Below are 22410 nucleotides of genomic sequence, written 5' to 3' on the forward strand. Positions count from 1 at the left end.
GGGGTGACGGCGGCGCTGCCGTCACCCCGGCACCGGTCAGGAGATGTCGCGTCGACGCATCAGCAGGGTGCCGACCACGCCGGTCACCACCGCGTACCCGATCAGGACGGCGGCCCCGGCCCAGCGCGGCGGGTTGCCCGGGATGTCGGCCCCGGTGACCATCAGCGACGAGGCCAGTGACGGCACCAGCAACTGAAGGTTGTTGATCCAGTCACCCCACCGGTCGGCCAGGATGGCGATCACGAAGATGGCGCCGATCGAGCCGCCCAGGTAGAGCAGGATGCCGGTCACCGTGGCACCGATCTGGCTGCGCAGCAGCACGCCGATGCCGACTCCGAACACCGCCCAGAGCAGGTAGGCGAGCAGGTTCAACCCGATCGCCCGCCACGCGGCCTCGTTGCCCAGTTGTGAGTCGAGCCCGATGGCGTTCAGCACCGCCGAACCGGCAACCAGGTTGAACGCGGTGGTCACCAGCCAGAACAGCAGCGCCAGCACGCCCGCCGCGACCAGCTTGGCGCTCATCACGGCGGTGCGGTGCGGGTTGGTGAGGAACGTGGTGGTGACCGTCTGGTGGAAGAACTCGCTGGTCACCACGATGATGCCGAGCAGCATCACGATCAGCAGGCCGAAGAACTGCCCGGTGGTGAACAGGTTCGAGGAGAGCGCGTCCGCGCTGGACGCCGCCGCCAGGGTGTCGGCCTGGTCGGCCGGCACCTCGCCGAGGTTGCCGTTGGTCAGGGTGTCGGCCTGCAACCAGTTGATCAGCAGGGTGAGCGCCCAGAGCGGCAGCGAGATGAGCGCGAAGATCCACCAGGTGTTGGTGGTGCGGATCTTGAGCAGCTCGGATCGGACCAGGTTCATCGGATGCCCGCCTTTCCGGCCGTCAGCTCCAGGAAGACCCGTTCCAGGTCGGGCCGTTCGGTGGTCAGTTCGTGCAGTTCCACGCCGGCCGCGAGGGCGGCGCGGCCGATGGTCGGCGCGTCCACCCCGCTGACCAGGAGCACGCCCTGCTCGTCGACGTTCACTGTCGCCGACTGCGCCTTGAGCGCTGTGGTCAGCGCCTCCGCCTGCGGCGTACGCACGCGGACCTGCGCGCCCTGCGCCATCGACCCGAGCACCTGGTCGACCGGGCCCTGCCGGATCAACTGGCCGGCAGCGATGATCACCACGTCGTCGGCGAGCAGCTGCATCTCGGACAGCAGGTGGCTGGAGACCAGCACCGTACGACCCTCGTGGGCGAGGTTCTTGAGGAACCCACGCATCCACCGGATGCCCTCCGGGTCCAGCCCGTTGGCCGGCTCGTCCAGGATCAGTACCCGGGGGTCACCGAGCATCGCCGCGGCGATGCCGAGCCGCTGCTTCATGCCCAGCGAGTAACCCTTGAACTTGCGCTTCGCCGCCGGGGTCAACCCGACCAGTTCCAGCACCTCGTCGGCCCGCCGCTTGGGCAGCCCGGCCGCCGCGCAGATGACCCGAAGGTGGTTGATGCCGGTGCGACCCTTGTGCGCGCTGGACGCCTCCAGCACCGCGCCGACGTGCCGCAGCGGGTCGGCGAGGTCCGCGTACCGACTGCCGCTGATGGTGGCCGTGCCGGCGGTCGGCGTGACCAGGTTCAGCAACATGCGCAGCGTGGTGGTCTTTCCAGCGCCGTTCGGGCCGAGGAAGCCGGTCACCCGCCCCGGCGCCACGGTGAAGGACAGGTTGTTCACCGCCCGGACGTTCTTGTACTGCTTCGTCAGACCGGACACCGCGATCTGACCGTCGCTGGTGGGGCTTCTCTGCCCGTCAGTCATCGTTCTCCTCCCGTGCGTGGCGTCGAGGTACGCCGTGGCACAGCGTGACGGCCCAATGCAACAAGGTCAATCAGGCGCGGTCCGTATGTCCCGCTCCGTCTCAGGGTGGAGGTGGGTCCTCCCTGGGGTTGACGACCGGGATCAGCGGGCGATCCAGGTCGCCCGTGCCGCGCCCAGCAGCGCGCCGTCCGGGCGGTACAGGCTGGTGTGCACCGTTGCCTTGCGCCCGTCGACGCCGAGCAGCGCCCCGGTCACCACGCACTCGTCGCCCGGCGCCGGCAGCGCCGCGACCACGGCGGCGATCCGGCCCAGCAGGTACGGGCGTCCCGGCGCGAGCACCGTCCACCCGCCGGGACAGTCCAACGCCGCCCAGACCGTGGCCTCGCTGACCTGCTCGGGTGCCCGGAACGGCGCGGCGGTCCGCCCGTCCGGCAGCCGACCGGGGAAGATCCGCAGCCCGTCGGCCCGCTGCGGCCCACAGACGTAACAGCCGGGGAACGGATGCTCGACCAGCCCCGGGTAGCGGGTCGCGGCGGCCACCGCGGTCTCCAGGTCGACCGGGGGTACGACCGCGTCGACCGCGTCGACCCGGCGTACCTCGGCCACGAGTTCCCCCGCCGGGTCCCGGACCTCGCCGTCGACCAGCCGCAGCTCGGTCTCCAGTGGCGGTGGCCGGCGCAGTGTCACCTCGACCGGTCCGGTGCCGCCCGCCGCTGCGGCGAACACCCCCGCGCTCCATCCGCCGTTGCCGGAGCCGGTAGGCCCGTTGTAGCGGGACTCGATGCGCATCGTCGACCTCCAGGTGCGTACCGGCGTCCTCGCCGGCCGTCCCGGCAGCCTCGCACGGGCGGAACCCTGTGGTGCTCGCGGTCTCGCCTGCCGGCGTTCATCCGATCGACACCGGTGGTCCCCGTGAATGGCAACCCGGGCACCTACACAGATCCCATGGCCGTTCTGCATGCCGCTGGCGCACCCCTGAAGACCAGCGGATACACCCTGCTGATCGCCGACGACCCCACCCAGGTCGCGGCCGCGCAACGCCTGCGCCACGAGGTGTTCGCCACCGAGCTCGGCGCCACCCTCCGTCCCGGCCAGGCCGGGCTGGACGTGGACCCCTTCGACGCGTACTGCGACCACCTGATCGTCCGTGAGGACAGCACCGGCGCGGTGGTCGGCACCTACCGGCTGCTGCCGCCCGGCCGGACCCCCCGCCGGTACGCCGAGGGCGAGTTCGACCTCACCGCGCTCGACTCCCTGCGCGACGACCTGGTGGAGACAGGCCGGTCCTGTGTGCATCCGGACCACCGCTCCGGCGCGGTGATCAACCTGATGTGGGCGGGCCTCACCCGCTACCTGCACCTGCGCGGCTCCCGCTGGCTCGGCGGCTGCGCCTCGGTGCCGGTGGACGACGGCGGACGGACGGTCACCGAGGTCTGGGCCCAGGCCCAGGCCCGGCACCTGTCGCCGCCGCCGCTGCGGGTCCGTCCCCTCCGACCCTGGTTCGCCGAGCCGGCCGCCGCCACTCCGGTGACCGCCGCCGAGCCGGCCGGGCGCGTCGTGGTGCCGCCGCTGCTGCGGGGCTACCTCCGGCTCGGCGCGTGGATCTGCGGTGCACCCGCGTACGACAGTGACTTCGGGTGCGCGGACTTCTACGTGCTCTTCTCACTGGACCGGATGAACCCGCGGTACCTGCGGCACTTCCTGGGCGGGGAGCAGCGGTGACCGCCGTGGCGCACGACCTGTGGCGGCCCTCCTCGGGCTGCGGCGACGACTGCCTGCCGGCGGCCGGCGAGGTGCCCACCGTGCCGGTGGCCCGTCGGGTGCTGCGACTGGCGGCGGCGGCCGGCATGCTGGTCGCCGGGGTCGGCCTGGTGCTGCTGCTGCCGGTGCTTCCGACCCGGGAACGGCAGGCCGCGGTACGCGGCTGGGCCCGGGCCACCACTCGCGCCTTCGGCGTCCGGCTGGTGATCCGGGGCCGGCTGCCCCGACGGCGGGCGCTGCTGGTCGCCAACCATGTCTCGTGGCTGGACATCCTCGCGGTGCTGGCCGTCGCGCCCACCCGGATGGTCGCCAAACGGGAGATCCGTTCCTGGCCGGTGGTCGGCCTGCTGGCAGCGGCGGTGGGCACGGTCTTCGTGGACCGGTCCCGCCCGACGGCGCTGCCGAACACCGTCGGCCGGGTCGCCGACGCGTTGCGTGCCGGGCGGTCGGTGGCGGTCTTCCCGGAGGGTACGACCTGGTGTGCCGGTGACGGTGCCGCCGACTGCCGCCCCGGTGGGGGTTTCCGGCCCGCCACGTTCCAGGCGGCCATCGACGCGGGCAGCCCGGTGGTGCCGCTCCGGCTCGCCTACCGCTGTGCGGCGACCGGCTCCGGGACCACGGCGACCGCCTTCCTCGGCGCGGACACCCTGCTGCGGTCGGTGGCCCGGGTGGTCGCGGCGCGGGAGATCGTGGTCTCGGTGACGATCGCCGCCGCGCTGCACCCCGCCCGTGACGCCGACCGACGGTTGCTGGCCCGGGCCGCCGAGTCGGCCGTACACCTGCTGCCCGCATCGGACGCGGCGACGCGGACGCGGTTGCGTGCGGTTCCCACAGTGACCCCGGCGGTCCCCGTTCCGACGCCGGTCACAGGTCACGAACTGGACCTGGCGGCCTGAGCCCGCCCCGCCCCCGCGCGCCCCGCCCCTGCCCGCCGCAGGGTCACCGCCCAAGATCCGCGCGGATCTTGGCGCGGGGTGCGGTGGGCAGGCGCGCTCGCGACCTATCTTGTGGTGTCGCGATGTATCGCGTTACTGTCTCCTGGTGTGGCGCGCGTGGGCGCGTCCCATCGTCGAGAGGGGGGACGCCATGGCCGGATGGACTGTCGAGAGCCCGCAGCGGCTCACCGTGGACGGTCCGGTCACCCGGCTGGACGTCCGGCTGGTGAGCGGACGGCTCAACGTGGTCGCCACCGACGGCCCGACCCGGATCGACGTCACCCACGTCGGCCGCCGGCCGGTCCTGATCGACCACTCCGACGGCCGGCTCAGCATCCGCCAGGAACGCGGCCGGGGCTGGTCGGACGTCCTGCGGTGGTTTCGGATGATCCACCGCTACCCGCGGGTGGACGTCTCCGTCGCCGTGCCCGCCGACGCCCTCGCCGATCTGGGTCTGGTCGCGGGCTCGCTGGTCGCCTCCGGCCTGCGCCGACAGACCACTGTGCACGTCGTCTCCGGCCAGATCACCCTGATGGGCCTGCGGGGCAACACCTCCGCGACGATCACGTCCGGCCCGGTGGAGGCGCTCGGCATCCGTGGCGACCTCTCCATGGAGACGGTCTCCGGCGAGGTGATCCTCGCCGACAGCGCCGCCGACCGGGTGCGGGCGCAGACCGTCTCCGGCGCGATCACCTGCGACCTGGTCGAGAACCCTCGACGCAGCGAGATCCGGCTGACCACCATCTCGGGCGGCATCACCGTGCGGGTCCGCGAGGACAGCGACCTCGCCGTGCAACTGCAGACCGCCTCGGGCCGGATCACCAGTGCCTTTCCGCAGATCCGCACCTCGACGTTCCCACTGCGCAGCAGCGAGGGAGTGCTCGGCGCGGGCGACGGTAAGCTCTGGGCTTCCGCGACCTCGGGGAGCATCGCCCTGCTCGCCCGAGCCGTCGACGACGATTCCGAGGAGCTGCCGTGACCGCCGTGTTCAGCCACGGACGGCTCCGGCTCTACCTGCTCAAGCTCCTCGACGACGGCCCGAAGCACGGGTACGAGCTGATCCGCCTTCTGGAGGACCGGTTCCTCGGCCTCTACGCGCCCAGCGCCGGCACCATCTACCCTCGCCTCCAACGGTTGGAAGCCGAGGGCCTGGTCGCCCACACCGCAGCCGGCGGCCGCAAGACGTACGACATCACCGATGCCGGTCGTGCCGAGCTGCGCCAGCGGGCCGGTGAGTTGACCGAGCTGGAAGCGGACATCGCCGCTTCGGTGGCCGACCTCTCCAGCCTGGCCGGGGAGATCCGCAGCGAGGTACGCGGGTCGGTGCGCGACCTCAAACGGGAGCTGAGCGAGGCCACCCGGCAGACCCGGCGTACGCGCTGGGAGGTGCCCGCACCGCCGCCACCCCGGCCGGCGTCGGCCTCCGGGCCGCACGCCGCGCTGCTCGACGAGTTCGACAAGCGGCTGGCCGCGTTCACGTCCGAGGTGGGTCAACTCGTGCGCGCCCGGCGGTTCAGCGAGACGCAGCTCCGCACCGCGATCAGGTTGCTCGACGGCGCTATGGAGGGGCTGCGCCGCCTGTTGCGCTGAGTCGGAGAATCAGTCGGCCGCGACTCACAGGGTTTTTGCAGGAACCGTCCAGCGCTGACGCAGTGACGTCCCCGATGATGGGCCCATGCCCGCTACCCAGACCGAGGCGCGACTCCTCGTGGTCGAGGACGACCCCAACATCCTCGAACTGCTCTCCGCGAGCCTGCGGTTCGCGGGCTTCGACGTGGCCACCGCGACAAGTGGGAGCGCGGCGCTCAACGCCGCCAAGGACCACCGGCCCGACCTGGTGGTGCTCGACGTGATGTTGCCGGACCTGGACGGGTTCGAGGTCATCCGCATGCTCCGCGAGGGCGGCACGCGTACCCCGGTGGTCTTCCTGACCGCCCGGGACGCCACCGACGACAAGATCCGTGGCCTGACCCTGGGCGGCGACGACTACGTCACGAAGCCGTTCAGCCTGGAGGAGTTGACCGCCCGCATCCGCGCTGTGCTGCGCCGCACCACGACCGGCGAGCAGGCGCCCTCCCGGCTCACCTTCGCCGATCTGGAGTTGGACGAGGAGACCCACGAGGTGCACCGGGCCGGGCAACGCGTGCAGCTCTCGCCGACCGAGTTCAAGCTGCTGCGGTACCTGATGCTCAACGCCAACCGGGTGCTGTCCAAGGCGCAGATCCTCGACCACGTCTGGAACTACGACTTCCGTGGTGACGACAACATCGTCGAGTCCTACATCTCGTACCTGCGGCGCAAGGTCGACACCACCCAGCCTCGGCTGATCCACACCCTCCGTGGCGTCGGGTACGTCCTGCGCAAGCCGGCGGCGTGAACCCGGTCGAGCAGGCGAAGGGGCGAGTGCGCGGCGTTCCACTGCGGATCAAGCTGGTCACCTCGGTGCTGGCGCTGGTCGCCGTCGCGCTGCTGGTGATCAGCGTTTCGACCGCGTACTTCCTGCACAACTACCTGGTCGACCAGATCGACCTGGAGCTACGTGGATCCGCCAAGGGGATCCAGTCCCTCCCGCCGCAGACAAACAGCGTCTCGCTGCCCAGCGACTACGTCGTCGTGCTGACCAACCCGCTCACCGGCAAGGCACAGAACCCTCTGTACGACTCGTCCCGCTTCCGGGTGGAGGATCTGCCTCCGGTGCCGACCGACTCGAGCGGTTTCGAGGCGGAGGAGCAGGCCCGCGACGGTGTTCCGTTCACCGTTCGGGCCCGGGACAGCTCCGTGCGTTGGCGGATGCTCTACACCGAGCTGCCCAACGGCCAGGTCGCCGCGATCGGCCAGCACCTGACCGACGTGGACCTGGCCGTCAAACGACTCGCCTGGATCGATCTGCTGGTCGGCGGAGCAGTGCTGATCATGCTGGCCTCGGTCGGCGCGGCGATCGTCCGCGCCAGCCTCAAACCGCTGGTGGAGATCGAACGCACCGCCGCCGCCATCGCCGGGGGTGACCTGACCCGTCGGGTCCCCGATCCGGAGCAGGGGCAGGAGCATCCCACCTCCGAGCTGGGGCGGCTCTCCCGCGCGCTCAACGCGATGCTCACCCAGATCGAGGTGGCCTTCACCGCCCGGGCCGCCTCGGAGAGCGCGGCGAGGTGGGCGGAGAGCGCCGCCCGGGACGCGGCGGCCTCCGCCCAGGCGTCCGAGGCGCGGGCCCGGCGCTCGGAGGAACGCATGCGGCAGTTCGTCGCGGACGCCTCGCACGAGCTGCGGACCCCGCTGACCACCATTCGCGGTTTCGCCGAGCTGTACCGGCAGGGTGCGGCCCGTGCGCCGGAGCAGACCGCCGGCCTGCTGCGCCGCATCGAGGACGAGGCGGCCCGGATGGGGCTGCTGGTGGAGGACCTGCTGCTGCTCGCCCGGCTGGACCGGGAACGGCCGCTCTCGCTGACTCCGGTGGAGCTGCCGGTGCTCGCCTCCGACGCGGTGCACGCGGCCCGGGCGATCGCCCCGGATCGGCGCATCGAGCTGGAGATCGCACTCGATGCGGGCCCGCTCGTGGTCTCCGCCGACGACGCGCGGCTGCGCCAGGTGATCGGCAACCTGGTCACCAACGCGTTGACCCACACCCCGACCGACGCCGAGATCCGTGTGCGGTTGCACAGCGAACCGGGCGGCTTCGCCGTGGTGGAGGTGGCCGACACCGGCCCGGGCCTCTCCCCGGAGCAGGCCGAACGGGTCTTCGAGCGGTTCTACCGGGCGGACGCGGCACGAACCCGGCGGGCTGACGGCAACACCGGCACCGGCCTCGGCCTGGCCATCGTGGCGGCGTTGGTCGCGGCTCACCACGGTTCGGTCGAGGTGGCCGAGACGCCCGGTGGCGGGGCGACCTTCCGGGTCCGGCTTCCGCTGCTGCCCGAGGTGGACGACGACCCCGGTGAGTGACTTTCAGCCAACTTCCAGGACGGTTCCAGCTTGATCGCAGAGCTGGGGGGGAAGGTAGTGCCATGACCGAGTTCGAGTCCGACCCGCAGCGCCGGCCGGCCCCCACCGACGCCGAGCCGTCGCACCCCACCGCCGAGCTGCCGCGCGACGAGCGCGCGCAGTCCGACTCCCCGACCACTCCCATCGAGGTCGTCTCCACCGGTGGTGACGACCCGACGAGCGCCGTGACCCCGGCCGCGTCGCCCGCGCCGGCCGGCTCCTCCGCGCCCGCCCACCAGCCGACCGGGTACGAGCCGCCGACCGCCTACCAGCCCTCGGCCGCCACCCCGTCCGCGCCGCCATACCCGGTCTCCGGCTACCCGGCGCACGGCCAGTCCGGCTACCCGCAGCAGAGCGCCGGTCAGTACCCCGGTGCCCCCTGGTACCAGGGTCAGCAGTCCGGCTGGGCCGGCGGGGGCCAGCCGGGCATGGCGTACCCGGGTCAGCACCAGCAGCACCCCGGGCAGCACCCCCAGCACCCGGGCCAGCCGGTTCCGCCGTGGGGTCCGCAGGTCGCGCCGCCTGGTAGCGGCCCTCGGCCGGGGCGGATCGCCAAGTTCGCCGGGGCCGGCGTCGCGGTGTTCGCCCTGATGCTCGGGTCGGGCGTCGCCGGCGGCGCGCTCGCCCTGGCCCTCGACGGTGACGGCGGCGGTGTCACCCGCACCTACTCGGCGGCACCGGTGATCAACGGCGCGGACCTGCCGAAGATCGCCGCGTCCGTGCAGGACAGCGTCGTCTCGATCACGACCGACAGCGGTGAGGGTTCCGGGGTGGTGCTCAGCGCCGACGGGTACATCCTGACCAACAACCACGTGGTCGCCTCCGCCGCCGGCGGTAACGTGCTGGTGATCTTCGCCGACGGCAAGAAGGCCGAGGCGAAGGTCATCGGCACCGACCCGAAGACCGACCTGGCCGTGGTCAAGGCCAACGGCGTGAGCGACCTCAAGGCCGCCACGTTCGGTGACAGCGACGCCATGCAGGTCGGTGACCAGGTGCTGGCGCTGGGCAGCCCGCTCGGCCTGCAAGGTTCGGTGACCTCGGGCATCCTCAGCGCCCGGGACCGCACCATCCGGGCCGGTGAGGGTCAGCCACAGGACCCGACCCAGCAGCCGAGCCGGACCGTCAGCTCGATCTCCGGCCTGCTCCAGACCGACGCGCCGATCAACCCCGGCAACTCCGGCGGCGCGCTGGTCAACACCCGGGGCGAGGTGATCGGCGTGAACACCGCCATCGCGACCTCCGGCCAAAGCACCGGCAACATCGGCGTGGGCTTCGCCATCCCCAGCAACAAGGCCAAGGACGTCGCCGGCAAGCTCCAGCGCGGCGAGAAGGTCAGCCACCCGTCGCTCGGGGTCGGCGTCAACCAGGCCGAGGGCGGCGGCGCGCTCGTCGCGTCGGTCACGCCGGGCAGCCCGGCCGAGCAGGCCGGCCTGCAGCGCGGTGACGTCGTCACCCGGTTCGGCGACAAGCCGGTCAACGACTCGGACGACCTGGTCGGCGCGGTGCAGGCCGGCAAGGTCGGCGACCGGGTCGAGGTGACGTTCAAGCGCAACGGCGTGGAGAAGACGGTGACCGTGACGCTCGCCGAGACGCCGTGACACACATCTGAACCTGCCTCCCTCCGGCGGCGGGTGGCGGAGCCGAGGGGGTCGGCTCCGCCACCCGCCGCTTTTTCCGTCCGGACGGCGGTTCACCCGATCCAGGTGAACCGCCGTCACCCGGCTCTCCGGCAGGTTCGGGGGCGACGAGTCTCGGCGACCGGAACCGGGGGTGGGTGTCGTGACCGACGTGGTGGATGTCCGCGACGACCAGCGGATCCAACGCGACGTCCTGGCGCAGCTCGCCTGGGACGCCCAGCTGCAACCGAACGAGATCGGGGTGAGCGTCGACGAGGGTGTGGTCACGCTGACCGGCTTCGTGGACGGTGCGGCCCGCAGTTGGGCGGCGATCCGGTGCGCGCAGCGGGTTCGCGGTGTCCGGGCGGTGGCCGACGAGATCGAGGTGCGGCTGCCGGGCACACCGGGGCGTACCGACGGTGAGGTCGCCATCGCCGCCGCCCGCGCGCTGGAGTGGGACAGTTTCGTGCCGGCCGAGCGGCTGGACGTGACGGTGGCCAACGGGTGGCTGATGCTCCGCGGTGAGGTCGAGTTCGGGTGGCAGCGGCGTGCCGCCGAGGGGGCGGTGCGCCGGCTCGACGGCGTACGGGGGATCACCAACCTGATCGAGGTGCGACCGCCGGCGGCCCCGGCCGAGCTGCTGCGTCGGGACGTGCAGCGGGCGCTGGCGCGCACCATCGGGGCCGAGCGGGTGACCGTCGAGGTCGACGGCGACACGCTCGTCCTGGCCGGGGTGGTCCGGTCGTGGTGGGAACGCGACCAGGTCGAGCGGGTGGCCTGGTCCGCGCCCGGCGTACGGGTGGTGCACGACCAACTCCTGGTCGGCGGGTGATCGTCCGGCTTGTCCGGTTTACCCGGGGGATCCCTGGGAACTCGCCGCCGACCGTTCCGACCGCCGGTGGCGCCGCACCGGGGACCAACGGGGAGGACTCGTGGCCCTGATCCACCCGCCCGCGGACCGGCCGACAGGGCGGTCGTTGCGCATCGCGATGGTGGTCCCGCCATGGTTGTCAGTGCCGCCTCCCGGCTACGGCGGCCTCGAACAGGTCGTCGCCGCCCTGGTGGACGCCCTCAGCGTGCAGGGGCACGCGGTCACGCTGTTCGGCGCCGGTAGCGACCACGGCACGGCGGCCGACGGCTTCGTCTCCACGGTTCCCGAGGTCCAGTACGAGCGGCTCGGCGAGTCACTGCCGGAACTGGCCCACCTGGCCCGGGTGAACCGGCTGATCACGGCCGCCGACTTCGACGTGATCCACGACCACACCACGATCGGCCCGCTGGTCGCCGGCCGCCGGGCGGTGCCGACGGTCGCGACCGTGCACGGCAACCCCGTGGGGGAGTACGGCGACGTGCTGAGCGACGTCGACCAGGGCGTCGCCCTGGTGGCGATCTCGCACACCCAACGTCGGTTGAACACCGACCTGCCCTGGGCCGGCACCGTGCACAACGCACTGGACATCCGTGGTTTCCCGCGTAAGGACGAGCCCGGCCGGGGGCCGGTGCTGTGGTTGGCCCGGTTCAGCCCGGACAAGGGCCCGGAGGTCGCCATCCGGGCCTGCCGGGAGGCCGGGCTGCCCCTGCTGCTGGCCGGCAAGTGCAACGAGCCGGCCGAGCGCCGCTACTACGAGCAGGTCGTCGCGCCGCTGGTCGACGAGAACGTGACTGTCGTGCTCAACGCCGACCGCGCGGAGACGCTGCGGATGCTCGTCGACGCCCGCTGTCTGATCATGCCGATCCAGTGGGACGAGCCGTTCGGCATGGTGATGCTGGAAGCGATGGCGACCGGCACACCTGTGGTGGCGCTCAACCGGGGCGCAGTGCCGGAGCTGGTGCGCCCCGGACTGACCGGGCTGGTGTGTGAACGGCCGGAGGAGCTGCCCGCCGCGGTGCTCGCCGTCGAGCAGCTCGACCCGGAGGACTGCGTGGCGCACGTCGCAGAGAACTTCTCGGTCGAGCGGATGGCGAACGACTACGTCGAGGTCTATCGACGGTTCGCCGCCGACCGGTACGACATCCGCGAATCGGCCCGGGTCTCGGCCCGCTGACCTGCCCCGATCAGACCCGGGCTGCCCCCAGGTCGGCGATGGCGGCGTCGAGCTGGGACGCGTACCCCGGACTGATGCCACCCTCGCCGAGGCGCACCGCGACCTTTTTCCGCAGCCTGGCCACCGGTGGTGCCAGCTCGTCGCGGCCGGAACTGACCGCGGCGGTCAGGTTGCGCAGCTCGTTGCGCAGGTCGAGACCCACGTCGTCACGGATCTCGCCGGCGCTCAGGCCGGCGGTGATCAGCCCGTCGACCCGGCTGGCGGCCTCGACCAGGCTTTCCGGACGCGACGTGGGCGTGCTGCCGGTGCTCGGCGTCGTCGGCGAGGGCGTGGTCGGCTCGGACGACGGCGGGACCGGCGGGTCGCTCGGCGAGGTCGTCGTCGGGCCCACCGAGGGCTGCGTGCGGGGCGTCGGCCGCTGCTCGGGCAGCAGGGCCACACCGGCCAGTGCCACACCGACGGCCAGGACGAGCAGCAGCGCCAGCCGTCGTCGGGACCAACCGGGGTCGGCCGTAGCCCCTTCGAGCCCTGCCCCTTCGGACGTCTTTCCTTCGGCGGTCGGCGGGAGGTCGACCGGCTGCGGAGGCAGAACCTGGGTGGGCACCCGGATGGTCGCGGCCGGGGGATCGGGCGGCAGCAGATGGCCGCGCAGCACGGTGGCGACCTGTCGGGCAGTCGGCCGCTCGGCCGGATCCCGGGCGAGGCTGCGCAGGCAGATCCGGGCCACCGGCGGGGGCAGCTCCGGCAGCTCGGCGAGCGTCGGTGGCGGGCCGTCGGCCAGTGCGGCGCTGAGCTGCTCCCAGGTGTCGGCCGGGTACGGAACCCGACCGGTCAACGCCTCGTACAGCAGCACGCCGAGTGAGTACACGTCGGTGGACGGCTGGGCCGGCGCGCCGTCGAGGCGTTCCGGTGCGACGTACGCGGGCGTGCCGAAGGTCTCGCCGTCCTCGTCCTCGTCCGGTGCGCCGATCCGGGTGGCGATGCCGAAGTCGAGCACCTTGACGCCCGTCCCGGTCATCATCACGTTGGCCGGGGTGATGTCCCGGTGCACGATGCCGAGCCGGTGCGCCGCGGCCAGTGCGTCCGCGACCTGCGCACCCACCTGGACCGCCTCGGCCCACGGCAGCGGCCCCTCGGTGAGGCGCAGCTCCAACTCCTCGCCGTCGAGCAGCTCCATCACCACGAACGAGGTGATCGAGCCGTCCGGATCGACAGTCTCGCCGTAGTCGTGCACCGAGGTCAGGTGTGGGTGCACCAACTGGGCGGCGGCCCGGGCCTCCTCGCGCACCATTCCCCGAAAACGCGCGTCGGCGGCCAGCGAGGGAGCGAGGACCTTGAGGGCGACCAGTCGGTCCAACACCTCGTCCCGGGCACGCCAGATGACCGACATGCCGCCGGCGCCGATCTGGTCGAGAAGTCGATATCTGCGGGCCAGCAACCGGCCCGGATGCAGTGCTGCCTTCACAGATCGCACCTGCCTCAGGGGTGGGAGCGGTATCAGGTTGCGCGAATGCATCATGCCTGTCAACGGCGTCGCCGCCCCGGTCGGCGGGCGGTGCCTGGTGTGCGCCGACCGCGCGACCACGGTGGCCGGCCGGTCGGCTGCGCGCCCGTGCCAGGATGAGGGGCATGGCGCGGGGACCTGTGGCATTCGTGCTCGGCGGTGGGGGCGTGCTCGGCGCGGTCGAGGTGGGCATGTTGCGCGCGTTGTTCCGCGCCGGCATCAAACCCGACATGGTGCTCGGCACCTCGATCGGCGCGGTGAACGGCGCGCTGGTCGCCGCCGACCCGTCGGAGGCGGTGACCGACCGGTTGGTCCGGCTCTGGGCCTCGCCGGAGGCGAGCGAGGTGTACGGGGACTCCGTCGCCCGGCAGTTGCGCCGCTTCGCCGCCCGTACCCACCTGCACTCACCTCGACCGCTGCGCCGGTTGCTGGAGACCGAACTGGGGGTCGACACCACCTTCGCCGACCTGAAGGTGCCGTTCCGCTGCTGCGCCGCGCACATCGAGCGGGCGGCCGAGCACTGGTTCGACAGCGGTCCGGTGGTGCCGGCGGTGCTGGCGTCGGCCTCGGTGCCCGGTCTGCTCCCGCCCATGCAGATCGACGGCGCGCACTACGTGGACGGGGGCATCGTCAACTCCATCCCGATCGGCGAGGCGGTGGCCGTCGGCGCGCGCCGGATCTACGTCCTCCAGGTGGGCCGCATCGAGCGGGAGTTGACCCCGCCCCGACGGCCGTGGGAGATCGCCCAGGTCGCGTTCGAGATCTCCCGCCGGCACCGGTTCTTCCGCGAGTTGGCGGCGCTGCCCGAGGGGGTGGAGGTGCACGTCCTGCCGACCGGAGGGCTCAACCCCCGCGACGACACACCGTGGGCGTACCGGGACATGGCGGCCGTGGGGCGGCGGATCAGCCGGGCGTACACCGCCTCCCGCCGCTACCTCGCCACCCACCAGGAGCGATGATGCCGCTGCCCCCCAGGTGGCTGCGCCGGTTGCTGTTCGCCCCCGCCGTGGTGGCGCTGGCGTTCGTGCTGGTCACCACCCTGCCGATCTGGGCTCTGCTCGCCGCCGCCGCGTCTCCGCTGGTCCCGGGTCGGTTGCGACCGTTGCGGCTGCTCTGGATCGGGTGCGTCTACCTGGTCTGGGACGCCGCCGCGCTGATCGCGCTGTTCCTGCTCTGGGTCGCCTCCGGCTTCGGCTGGCGGACCCGGTCCCCGACCTTCCAACGCGCGCACTACGTGCTGGCCGGCTGGTTCCTGCGGGTGCTGTTCTGGCAGGCACGGTGGACGCTGCGGCTGCGCATCGACGTGGTGGGCACCGACCCGGACACCGCGCTGCCCGGCCGGCCCGAGGTGGTGCTGTGCCGGCACGCCGGGCCCGGTGACTCGTTCATCCTGATCCACGGGCTGGTCAACTGGTTCAAACGGGAGCCACGCATCGTCCTCAAGGACAGCCTCCAGTGGGACCCGGCGATCGACGTGCTGCTCAACCGGCTGCCCAACCGGTTCATCGCGCCGACGCCGGAGCGCGGCGAGGAGACGGTACGCCAGGTCGGACACCTGGCTGCGGGCCTGGACGACAACGACGCGTTCGTGATCTTCCCGGAGGGCGGCAACTTCACCCCCAAACGACGGCTGCGTGCCATCGCCCGGCTGCGCTCTCTCGGGCTGGAACGGATGGCACTGCGCGCCGAGCGGATGCGTCACGTCCTCGCCCCGCAGCCCGGCGGAATGCTGGCCGCGCTGGACGCCGCCCCGGACGCCGGGGTCATCTTCGTCGCCCACACAGGGTTGGACCGGATGCTCACAGTGGCCGACGTCTGGCGGGAACTGCCGATGGACAAGCGGATCGTGATGCGGTTCTGGTCCGTGCCGCCGGAGGACATCCCGGTCGGGCGGCAGCAACGCATCGACTGGCTGTTCGACTGGTGGGCGCAGATCGACACCTGGATCGCCGCCAATCGGTAGGCCCGCGGCGGAACGACAGGCGCTCTCGGTGAGTGCGGTGACACGGAGCGTGGCGGTCGGGGGCGAAAGGCGGGCTCGGTGGCGTCGTGCCGCGTAGGGTGCGGGCGTGGAGCAGATCTGCGTCGTGACGACTGTGGTGGATGCGCGTTCGGTCGCGGACGTGCTGGCGGCCGCGGCCGTCGCCGGCAGGCTCGCCGCCTGCGCCCAGGTGGGTGGTCAGGTGGACAGCACCTACTGGTGGAGGTCCGGAGTGGAGACCAGCACCGAGTGGTCGGTGCAGTTCAAGACCGCACCGGACCGGCTGACCGCGTTGGTGGACCAGATCCGGGTCAGCCACCCGTACGAGGTGCCGGAGATCCTGGTGTCCACCGTGGAGAGCGGTGACCCGGCGTACGCCGCCTGGGTGCACGAGCACACCCGGCCCTGAGTACGCGCACTCTGGGCCGCGCCCCTGTCGCCTCTGAATGATGGCCGGGTGGACGACACCCGCTATCCCTGCCCCGCGTGCGGCGCACCGGCCGACCTGAGCGCCGGCTGCCCCGGCTGTCGGCGTGCCCCCGATCCCGTCGCCGCCGAGGTGGTCAGCCTGGGTCGGCAGATCGCCCGGTTGGAGCCGGAGGTGGAGCGGGCCCGCCACACGTACACCGAGCTGGCCGGTCGCCTGTCGGCCCTGTCGCGGCGGCGGGCCGAGTTGGCGGCGGTCGTCCGGGCGGGGTTGGCGGTGCCCACCGTGGCAGGGCCGTTGCCTGCTCACAGCCCGGCCCCGGTCGCCACCGTGAGTGCGGCGCCGGGTGCGGCCGAGGCGTCGACCCGGACGGTCCAGGGGGTGCTCTTCGTCCTCGGTGGACTTCTGCTGGGCACCGCGGCGATCGTGTTCACGGCGGTGGCCTGGGCGGCGGTGGGGGTCGCCGGGCGGGCGTTGATCCTGGCCGCGTTCACCGCGCTCGCGCTGGCCGTTCCGCTGCTGGCGGTTCGCCGGGGGTTGCGTGGCACGGCGGAGACCTTCGCCGCGGTGGGGTTGCTGCTGGTGGTGCTGGACGGTTACGCGGCCTGGTCGGTCGACCTGGCCGGGGTGGCCGGCTGGCCGGGTAGCCGGTACGCCGCGCTGGTCGGGGGGGCCAGCGCGGCGGTCGCCGCGGCGTACGGCCGGTGGAGCGGGTTGACCGGGCCGTGGTTCGCCGCGCTGGTGGCCGCGCAGCCGGTGCTGCCGTTGCTCGCCGCCGGGTTCGAACCGGGCCCGGCCGGTTGGACGCTGGTCCTGCTCGGGGTGGCGCTGGGGAATCTGGTGGTGCTGGTCGGGCTGCGCGGCCGGGACGGGTCGGCACCTGTCGTCGGCCGGGTGTTGGTGGGGACCGGACACGTCGGCGCGCTCGTCGCCGCCGCCGCATCCGCGCTGGTGCCGCTGGCCGTCGGGCGGGCGGGCGGTTCGCCACTGCTGGCCGGAGGGCCGCTGCTGCTGGTCGCGTTGACGGGTCTCGGCGCGGCCTGGCTGGTCGGCGGGCGGGTGCTGCGGGGGGTGGCCGGCGGGCTGCTGGTGCCGGTACTCGCTCTCGCCCTGCTGCGCCCGGTGGCCGAGCTGCGGCCGTCGATGCTGCTGCTCGCGGCGGCTGCGGTGGCGCTCGCGCTGGCGGTCGCGGTGTGGAGGCTGCCGGTCCCGACCGACGGGCAGGCGGCCGGTGTCGGCGGTTGGCGGACCGGCCCGCGCGTGGGGGCGTTGCTGGTCGCGGGCGGAATGGCGCAGGTGGGCGTACTGGCCACCGCAGTGTTGGCGGTCGCCGCCGTGGGCCGCTCGCTGCCACCGTGGGGCGGCGCGGGGCGGGGACCAGACCTGGACTGGGGCTGGCAGTTGGCGCCGGCCGTGGCGTTGACGGTCGCCGGGACGGCGGTGCTGCTGCCCGGGAAGGCACGAACCGTCCTCGCCACGGCCGGCGCGACGGCGGTGCTGCTCGCCCTGCCCGCCGGTTGGGCGGTCGCCTGGCCGGCGGTGGTGGCCGTCGACCTGGTCGGCGGGGTTGCACTGCTGGCCGTCGTACTGGTCCGTCCGGCGACCCGTCCGGCCGTCCTGCTCACCTGCGCGCTGGGCGGTGCCGTCCTGCTCGGGCACGGGCTGCTGGTCGCTCTGGCCGCCCCGGTCGGTGTCCTGGTGGCACTCGGCGTGATCGTCGCGGTCGGGCTGGCGCTCGTCGTCCGGCGGGGCACCGGGGCGTACCGCCGGGTGGCCGGGACGGGCCTGCTGGTCGCGCAGCTCGCACTGCCCGGTGCCGCCGTGGTGGCGCTGTTCGCCGGGGGCGCGCCGACGTGGTGGCAGGCGCGGCTCGCGCTGGTGGCCGCCGGGCTCGCGCTGGTCGCGGTGCTCGCGGCGCGTCGCCACCGGGTGGAGCTGACCGGGTACGCGGTGACCGGCGCCGTGGTCGCCGTCATCGTGCCCGGGCTGGCGCCACTGTTCGTGGCAGGCGACGAGCCGACCGCGCTGTACGCGGCCCTGGCGGCGCTGGGCGTGGCGCTGGTCGCCCGGTGGGATCGGCCGGAGTCGGTCGCCGGCGCGCCGGCTGAGACGGACGAGCCGGCGGCCGGAGAGCCGGCGGCCGGAGAGTCGCTGGTCGACAAGCCGGCGGCCGACAACCCGGCGGCCGACAAGCCGTCGGTCGGGGGGCTGCCGGTCGGGGGGCCGGCGGTTGTGGGGCTGCCGGTCGGGGGGCCGGCGGTCGGGGGGTCGTCGGCGGTCGGGGGGCCGCCGGCGATCCCCCGGTCGGGCCCGGTGCTGGTGGTGGGTGGCGCGCTCGGCCTGGTCGCCGCCCTGGCGGCCCTGCCGAGGGTGGTGACCGCGCTCGTGCTGCCGTACGACGGTCCGGCACGGGTCTGGTCGGGGGTACCCACCGTCGTCGCCGATCCGGCGTCGTTGCCCGTCGGGTTGGCGCTGGTCGTGCTGGCGGTGGCCGCGGTGCTCGCCAGTCATCGGGGGGTCCGACCGTCGGCGCTGCTGCGTGGGGCTGCGGCGCTGCCCGCGGTGCCGTTCGCCGCTGCGGCGCTGCCGGTGTTGCTCGGCGCGGTCGGCACGCCGTGGCCGGTGCTGCCGGCCGCTGTCCTGCTCGCCGGGTTGGCCGCGGTGCTCCTCGCCGCTCTGGCCGGGCCTCGCCCGACGCTCGCACCGGTCGTCGTACCCCCGGGCGTGGTGCTGGTCGCCTCCGGGGTCGCGGGGCTGCTGGCCACCCGGGCCGGGTCGCTCGCCGCCCAGGGAACGCTGCTGGTCGCGGCCGTGGTCGTCGCCGCCGGGGGACGCGCTGTCGGGGTACGCGTCGCCGGTTGCCTCGCGGCGGTGGGTGCGGCGTCCACGCTGGCGGTGACCGCCTCACTGGTCGCCGGGCTGCCGTTGCGGGAGGCCGCGTACCCACTGTTGGCGGTGGCCGTGCTGGTGCTGGCCGTCGCCGCCGTGGCGACGCCCACGCGCGCGCTGGTCGGTCGGGTGCTGGACGCTGCCGCGCAGGCGGTGGCGCTGGTGGCGGCGATACTCGCCGTCGAGGTGGCACGACACCTCGCCACGATCTGCGTGCTCTGGGGTGTCGCTGTCGCGGTGCGGCTGCTGCGTCGGGGCGAGTCGACCGGCCGGCGGTGGGCGTTCGCCGGCGTCGCCGCCGGCAGCGAGTTGATCGGCGCGTGGGTGCTGTTGGCCGCCGGCGGGGTGACGGTGCTGGAGGCGTACACGGTGCCGGCGGCGGCGCTCGCCTTCGGCGCAGGCCTGCTGGCGCTGCGGGCCCGACCCGGGCTGACCAGCTGGCCGGCCCTCGGCCCGGGGCTGGTCGCGGCGCTCGCGCCGAGCCTCGTGTCGGTGTTGATCGGGCCGGACCCGCAGCCGTGGCGGCGACTGCTCCTCGGCGCGGCGGCGCTCGGCGCGGTGCTGGCCGGAGCGACCCGCCGCTGGCAGGCGCCGGTGCTGCTCGGCGGCGGGGTGCTGGCGCTGGTGGCGCTGCACGAGTTGGCCCGAGGTTGGGATCTGCTGCCCCGGTGGATCTACCTGGGTGTCGGTGGGCTCGCCCTGGTCGCGTTGGCCGCCACCTACGAGCGGCGGCGGCGTGACCTGGCGCGACTGCGGGCCGCGGTGGGCCGGCTGAGCTGACCCGAACCCCTACGGGTAGGGCCTGCCCTACCCCGCATTCGGGGGCTGTCGGGGTTACTCAGCGCTACCTCGATCGGAAGACTTGCCGGTGAGCCCGAGCCACCGTGGAGCGGGCGACGGCTGATCGGGGGCAGGGATGGCACTCGGAGCGGTGGCGGAACCGCCGGTACGGCGGCGAGGCAGTGACTACGCACAGTTGTCGCGACGGATCAGTCAGGCGGGGCTGCTGGAGCGTCGCCCCGGCTGGTACGCGGCCCGCATCGTGCTGACCCTCGGCGCTTTCGTGGCCGGCTGGGTGGCCGTGTTCCTGCTCGGTGACTCCTGGTGGCAACTGCCGCTCGCGGCGGTGATGGCGGTGGCCACCACCCAGGTCGCGTTCCTCGGTCACGACGCCGGGCACCGGCAGATGTTCCGTCGGCGCGGGCCCAGCGAGATGGTCGGGCTGTTCGCGGGCAACCTGGCGGTGGGGCTCAGCTACGGCTGGTGGGTCGACAAGCACAACCGTCACCACGCCAACCCGAACCACGAGGACGAGGACCCGGACGTCGGCGCGGGCGCCCTGGTGTGGACTCCCGAGCAGGCGCTGGGGACCCGTGGGTTCGGCCGGTGGTTGGCGAAGCGGCAGGCGTACCTCTTCTTCCCGATGCTCCTGCTGGAGGGTCTCAACCTGCACGTGTCGAGCATCCGGGCGATCGTCGGGCGGGAGCCGGACGGTCGGTTCAGCACCCCGATGCGACACCGGGCGGTCGAGGGGCTGCTGCTCGTCGCGCACACCGTCGGCTACGCGGCGCTGCTGTTGGCGGTCATGTCGCCGGTCAAGGCGTTGCTGTTCGCCGTCGTGCACCAGGCGTTGTGGGGCCTCTACATGGGCTGCTCGTTCGCACCGAACCACAAGGGCATGCCGATGCCGACCGCCGAGGACGAGCTGGACTTCCTGCGTAAGCAGGTGCTGACCTCCCGCAACGTGCGGGGCGGCCGGTTCGTCGACACCGCGCTGGGCGGGCTCAACTACCAGATCGAGCACCACCTCTTCCCGAACATGCCCCGGGCCAACCTGCGCCGGGCCCAGCCGATCGTCCGCGCCTACTGCGTGGAGCAGGGCATCCCGTACGCGGAGACCGGGCTGGTCGAGTCGTACCGGCAGGCGCTCGGTCACCTGCACGAGGTGGGCCGGCCGCTGCGCGGCTGAACGGGGGCGGCCACTGCGCGGCTGATGCGAGGACTGAGCGGTGGGGCGGGCATCTGATGATGCCCGCCCCACCGCCGTGTACCGGGACCACGGTTCGCGGCGGCCGACAGCCGCCGCCGAACTAACCAATCTTAATGTCCATATTGGGTCGTTGTTTCTGGCCTTAGGGCCAAAATTGCCCTGGGTAAATAGTTGCTGCGATCAATTACCGGTTGCTAGTTTCACTGGTGACGCCGGAGAGTCGACCGCGAAGATCGTGGCGACCGACGGACACCCGTTCTGGGTGGCCGACGAGGAACGGTGGATCGAGGCCGGGCAACTTCTCGTCGGCGACCAGGTGGCAACGCCGGACGGCCAGGCCCTGACGGTCGTTGAGACTCGGCACTGGACGCAGAGCGTCGCGGTCTACAACCTCACCGTCGAGGACATCCACACGTACTATGTGCTGGCCGGCACAACTGCGGCATCGGTCGGCAGTTGATCGGTGACGAGAGGTCAGACCACATCCTTGATGGTCACACATTTCCGGGGGCGCCTGGCAAGGATCCTTTCCCAAGGGATTGGTCTGACGATGATATCCTCGACTCTGTCGCGGACGTGGTGACAAGCCCCAATAGTCAAAGGACCTGGTACAAAGGTTCGGCTGTGCATGCCGAGAGGACCTTGAAGACCAGGAAGGGAGAACCTGCGGTCCAGAATGTGGTTGGATCCGTCCGAGGGGTGGACATCCTGGTGCGTTACGAACCACTCACCGGCAAGGTTCTCACGGCGTTCCCCCAATGAAAAGTCGATCGGTTTGCTTGGATGCGCGACCCTCGGTGATTGGGGGACCATGGAGGCGGAAGCTGATCTGATGGCAATGCTGCGTCGGCTCGATGATCCCGAGTGGTTGGAGTCTCCGGCTGGCTACAGTTCAGCCGATGCTGCGGCCTCCTTTGACAATTTGCTTTCACAGATTAGTTCTCGCTTCTTGGAGCTTGGCGAGATTGATCGAGACATTCAGGACTCCGCGCAGTACGGGCGAATCGAGGTGTCGGGGAAAGCCACCGTCTGCGGGACGCGAGTTGTTGTTCTAGTAAGCAGGTTCAAACCGCTCGCCATGGTGGCGGCAGATAACCCCGGTGCGTTCTTGGGTACTGACGAAGCACGCGCCGAGGGTGAACTGGACGTTGGTGACCTTGAGAAAGTTGAGCATGCTCTCGCTGTGTCGGGGTACCTCGCGATTCCTGAAGAGATTCTTACGAACCGCTATGACGGAGTTGCCCGCCTACGTTTTCATGGTTCCGGAGAACCGAGTTGGTGGGATCGGTTCTTTGGTTCCTTTTAAGTGAACTAGTTGGAGGGCGCCGCAACCTTGGCTCTACGTTGCCGTATCGGCCTCCCTGGCCGGTCGGTGAAGTACGAGTAGTGGGCATTGGCCCCGCCGGGCGCAGCTTGGCGGGGCCAATCTTTTGTCTACTGGCAGCGGCCACCCCAAGACACGCTGGTGGGATGCGGCTCTGGGGGCCTAGT

Annotated in this window: 21 protein-coding genes; 17 read left to right on the forward strand and 4 right to left on the reverse strand. The window is 72.3% G+C overall.

Annotation, left to right across the window (positions count from 1 at the left end):
- Positions 1 to 36: 36 nt before the first annotated feature.
- The 3 genes from GA0070612_RS10955 to GA0070612_RS10965 all read right to left on the reverse strand — a co-directional run bounded on the left by GA0070612_RS10955 (position 37) and on the right by GA0070612_RS10965 (position 2582).
- Positions 37 to 861 (reverse strand): ABC transporter permease subunit, encoded by an 825-nt coding sequence (locus tag GA0070612_RS10955; protein WP_088987815.1) that lies wholly within the window; start codon positions 859 to 861, stop codon positions 37 to 39.
- On the reverse strand, positions 858 to 1793 hold the full coding sequence (locus GA0070612_RS10960) for an ABC transporter ATP-binding protein (RefSeq protein WP_088987816.1): 936 nt from the start codon (positions 1791 to 1793) through the stop codon (positions 858 to 860). The genes GA0070612_RS10955 and GA0070612_RS10960 overlap by 4 nt, the downstream gene beginning before the upstream one ends.
- Before the next feature lie 141 nt (positions 1794 to 1934).
- Positions 1935 to 2582 (reverse strand): hypothetical protein, encoded by a 648-nt coding sequence (locus GA0070612_RS10965; RefSeq protein WP_088987817.1) that lies wholly within the window; start codon positions 2580 to 2582, stop codon positions 1935 to 1937.
- 156 nt (positions 2583 to 2738) lie between these two features.
- On the opposite strand from GA0070612_RS10965, the gene GA0070612_RS10970 reads away from it, so the two are divergent.
- From GA0070612_RS10970 to GA0070612_RS11010, 9 genes are all read left to right on the forward strand, one after another.
- Positions 2739 to 3515: a GNAT family N-acetyltransferase gene (locus GA0070612_RS10970; RefSeq protein WP_088991400.1), complete on the forward strand. Its 777-nt coding sequence runs from the start codon at positions 2739 to 2741 to the stop codon at positions 3513 to 3515.
- Positions 3512 to 4450: a lysophospholipid acyltransferase family protein gene (locus tag GA0070612_RS10975; RefSeq protein ID WP_088987818.1), complete on the forward strand. Its 939-nt coding sequence runs from the start codon at positions 3512 to 3514 to the stop codon at positions 4448 to 4450. The genes GA0070612_RS10970 and GA0070612_RS10975 overlap by 4 nt, the downstream gene beginning before the upstream one ends.
- 190 nt (positions 4451 to 4640) lie before the next feature.
- Positions 4641 to 5468: a DUF4097 family beta strand repeat-containing protein gene (locus GA0070612_RS10980; RefSeq protein WP_088987819.1), complete on the forward strand. Its 828-nt coding sequence runs from the start codon at positions 4641 to 4643 to the stop codon at positions 5466 to 5468.
- Positions 5465 to 6079 (forward strand): PadR family transcriptional regulator, encoded by a 615-nt coding sequence (locus tag GA0070612_RS10985; RefSeq protein ID WP_088987820.1) that lies wholly within the window; start codon positions 5465 to 5467, stop codon positions 6077 to 6079. The genes GA0070612_RS10980 and GA0070612_RS10985 overlap by 4 nt, the downstream gene beginning before the upstream one ends.
- A gap of 85 nt (positions 6080 to 6164) precedes the next feature.
- Positions 6165 to 6866: a response regulator transcription factor gene (locus GA0070612_RS10990; RefSeq protein ID WP_030336721.1), complete on the forward strand. Its 702-nt coding sequence runs from the start codon at positions 6165 to 6167 to the stop codon at positions 6864 to 6866.
- A complete protein-coding gene (locus tag GA0070612_RS10995; RefSeq protein ID WP_088987821.1) occupies positions 6863 to 8428 on the forward strand; it encodes a sensor histidine kinase in 1566 nt (521 codons plus the stop codon). The genes GA0070612_RS10990 and GA0070612_RS10995 overlap by 4 nt, the downstream gene beginning before the upstream one ends.
- A 62-nt stretch (positions 8429 to 8490) precedes the next feature.
- Positions 8491 to 10065 (forward strand): trypsin-like peptidase domain-containing protein, encoded by a 1575-nt coding sequence (locus GA0070612_RS11000; RefSeq protein WP_088987822.1) that lies wholly within the window; start codon positions 8491 to 8493, stop codon positions 10063 to 10065.
- A 181-nt stretch (positions 10066 to 10246) separates the two neighbouring features.
- Positions 10247 to 10915, forward strand: coding sequence for a BON domain-containing protein (locus tag GA0070612_RS11005; RefSeq protein ID WP_231924529.1), 669 nt, complete (start codon positions 10247 to 10249; stop codon positions 10913 to 10915).
- A gap of 157 nt (positions 10916 to 11072) precedes the next feature.
- Positions 11073 to 12128, forward strand: coding sequence for a glycosyltransferase family 4 protein (locus GA0070612_RS11010; protein ID WP_088991402.1), 1056 nt, complete (start codon positions 11073 to 11075; stop codon positions 12126 to 12128).
- Positions 12129 to 12138: 10 nt separating this feature from the next.
- Here GA0070612_RS11010 and GA0070612_RS11015 read toward each other — a convergent pair whose 3' ends face one another.
- Positions 12139 to 13644, reverse strand: coding sequence for a serine/threonine-protein kinase (locus tag GA0070612_RS11015; protein WP_088991403.1), 1506 nt, complete (start codon positions 13642 to 13644; stop codon positions 12139 to 12141).
- Positions 13645 to 13757: 113 nt separating this feature from the next.
- On the opposite strand from GA0070612_RS11015, the gene GA0070612_RS11020 reads away from it, so the two are divergent.
- The 8 genes from GA0070612_RS11020 to GA0070612_RS11055 all read left to right on the forward strand — a co-directional run bounded on the left by GA0070612_RS11020 (position 13758) and on the right by GA0070612_RS11055 (position 22225).
- Positions 13758 to 14591 carry a patatin-like phospholipase family protein gene (locus GA0070612_RS11020; RefSeq protein WP_088987823.1) on the forward strand — a complete coding sequence of 278 codons (834 nt, stop codon included), beginning with the start codon at positions 13758 to 13760 and terminating at the stop codon, positions 14589 to 14591.
- Entirely contained in the window at positions 14591 to 15595 is a 1005-nt protein-coding gene (locus GA0070612_RS11025) for a 1-acyl-sn-glycerol-3-phosphate acyltransferase (RefSeq protein ID WP_088987824.1), read from the forward strand. The genes GA0070612_RS11020 and GA0070612_RS11025 overlap by 1 nt, the downstream gene beginning before the upstream one ends.
- A gap of 106 nt (positions 15596 to 15701) precedes the next feature.
- Positions 15702 to 16022: a divalent-cation tolerance protein CutA gene (cutA, locus tag GA0070612_RS11030; RefSeq protein ID WP_088987825.1), complete on the forward strand. Its 321-nt coding sequence runs from the start codon at positions 15702 to 15704 to the stop codon at positions 16020 to 16022.
- 48 nt (positions 16023 to 16070) lie between these two features.
- Positions 16071 to 19709 carry an SCO7613 C-terminal domain-containing membrane protein gene (locus GA0070612_RS11035; protein WP_088987826.1) on the forward strand — a complete coding sequence of 1213 codons (3639 nt, stop codon included), beginning with the start codon at positions 16071 to 16073 and terminating at the stop codon, positions 19707 to 19709.
- A 136-nt stretch (positions 19710 to 19845) separates the two neighbouring features.
- A complete protein-coding gene (locus tag GA0070612_RS11040; RefSeq protein WP_088987827.1) occupies positions 19846 to 20898 on the forward strand; it encodes a fatty acid desaturase family protein in 1053 nt (350 codons plus the stop codon).
- Positions 20899 to 21154: 256 nt separating this feature from the next.
- Positions 21155 to 21379 (forward strand): polymorphic toxin-type HINT domain-containing protein, encoded by a 225-nt coding sequence (locus GA0070612_RS31390; protein WP_157742454.1) that lies wholly within the window; start codon positions 21155 to 21157, stop codon positions 21377 to 21379.
- Positions 21376 to 21681: an EndoU domain-containing protein gene (locus GA0070612_RS11050; protein ID WP_157742455.1), complete on the forward strand. Its 306-nt coding sequence runs from the start codon at positions 21376 to 21378 to the stop codon at positions 21679 to 21681. The genes GA0070612_RS31390 and GA0070612_RS11050 overlap by 4 nt, the downstream gene beginning before the upstream one ends.
- A gap of 49 nt (positions 21682 to 21730) precedes the next feature.
- Positions 21731 to 22225 carry a hypothetical protein gene (locus tag GA0070612_RS11055; RefSeq protein WP_088987830.1) on the forward strand — a complete coding sequence of 165 codons (495 nt, stop codon included), beginning with the start codon at positions 21731 to 21733 and terminating at the stop codon, positions 22223 to 22225.
- The last annotated feature ends 185 nt before the right edge of the window (positions 22226 to 22410 follow it).

It is taken from the genome of Micromonospora chokoriensis (genome assembly GCF_900091505.1).
Taxonomy (GTDB): Bacteria; Actinomycetota; Actinomycetes; order Mycobacteriales; family Micromonosporaceae; genus Micromonospora; species Micromonospora chokoriensis.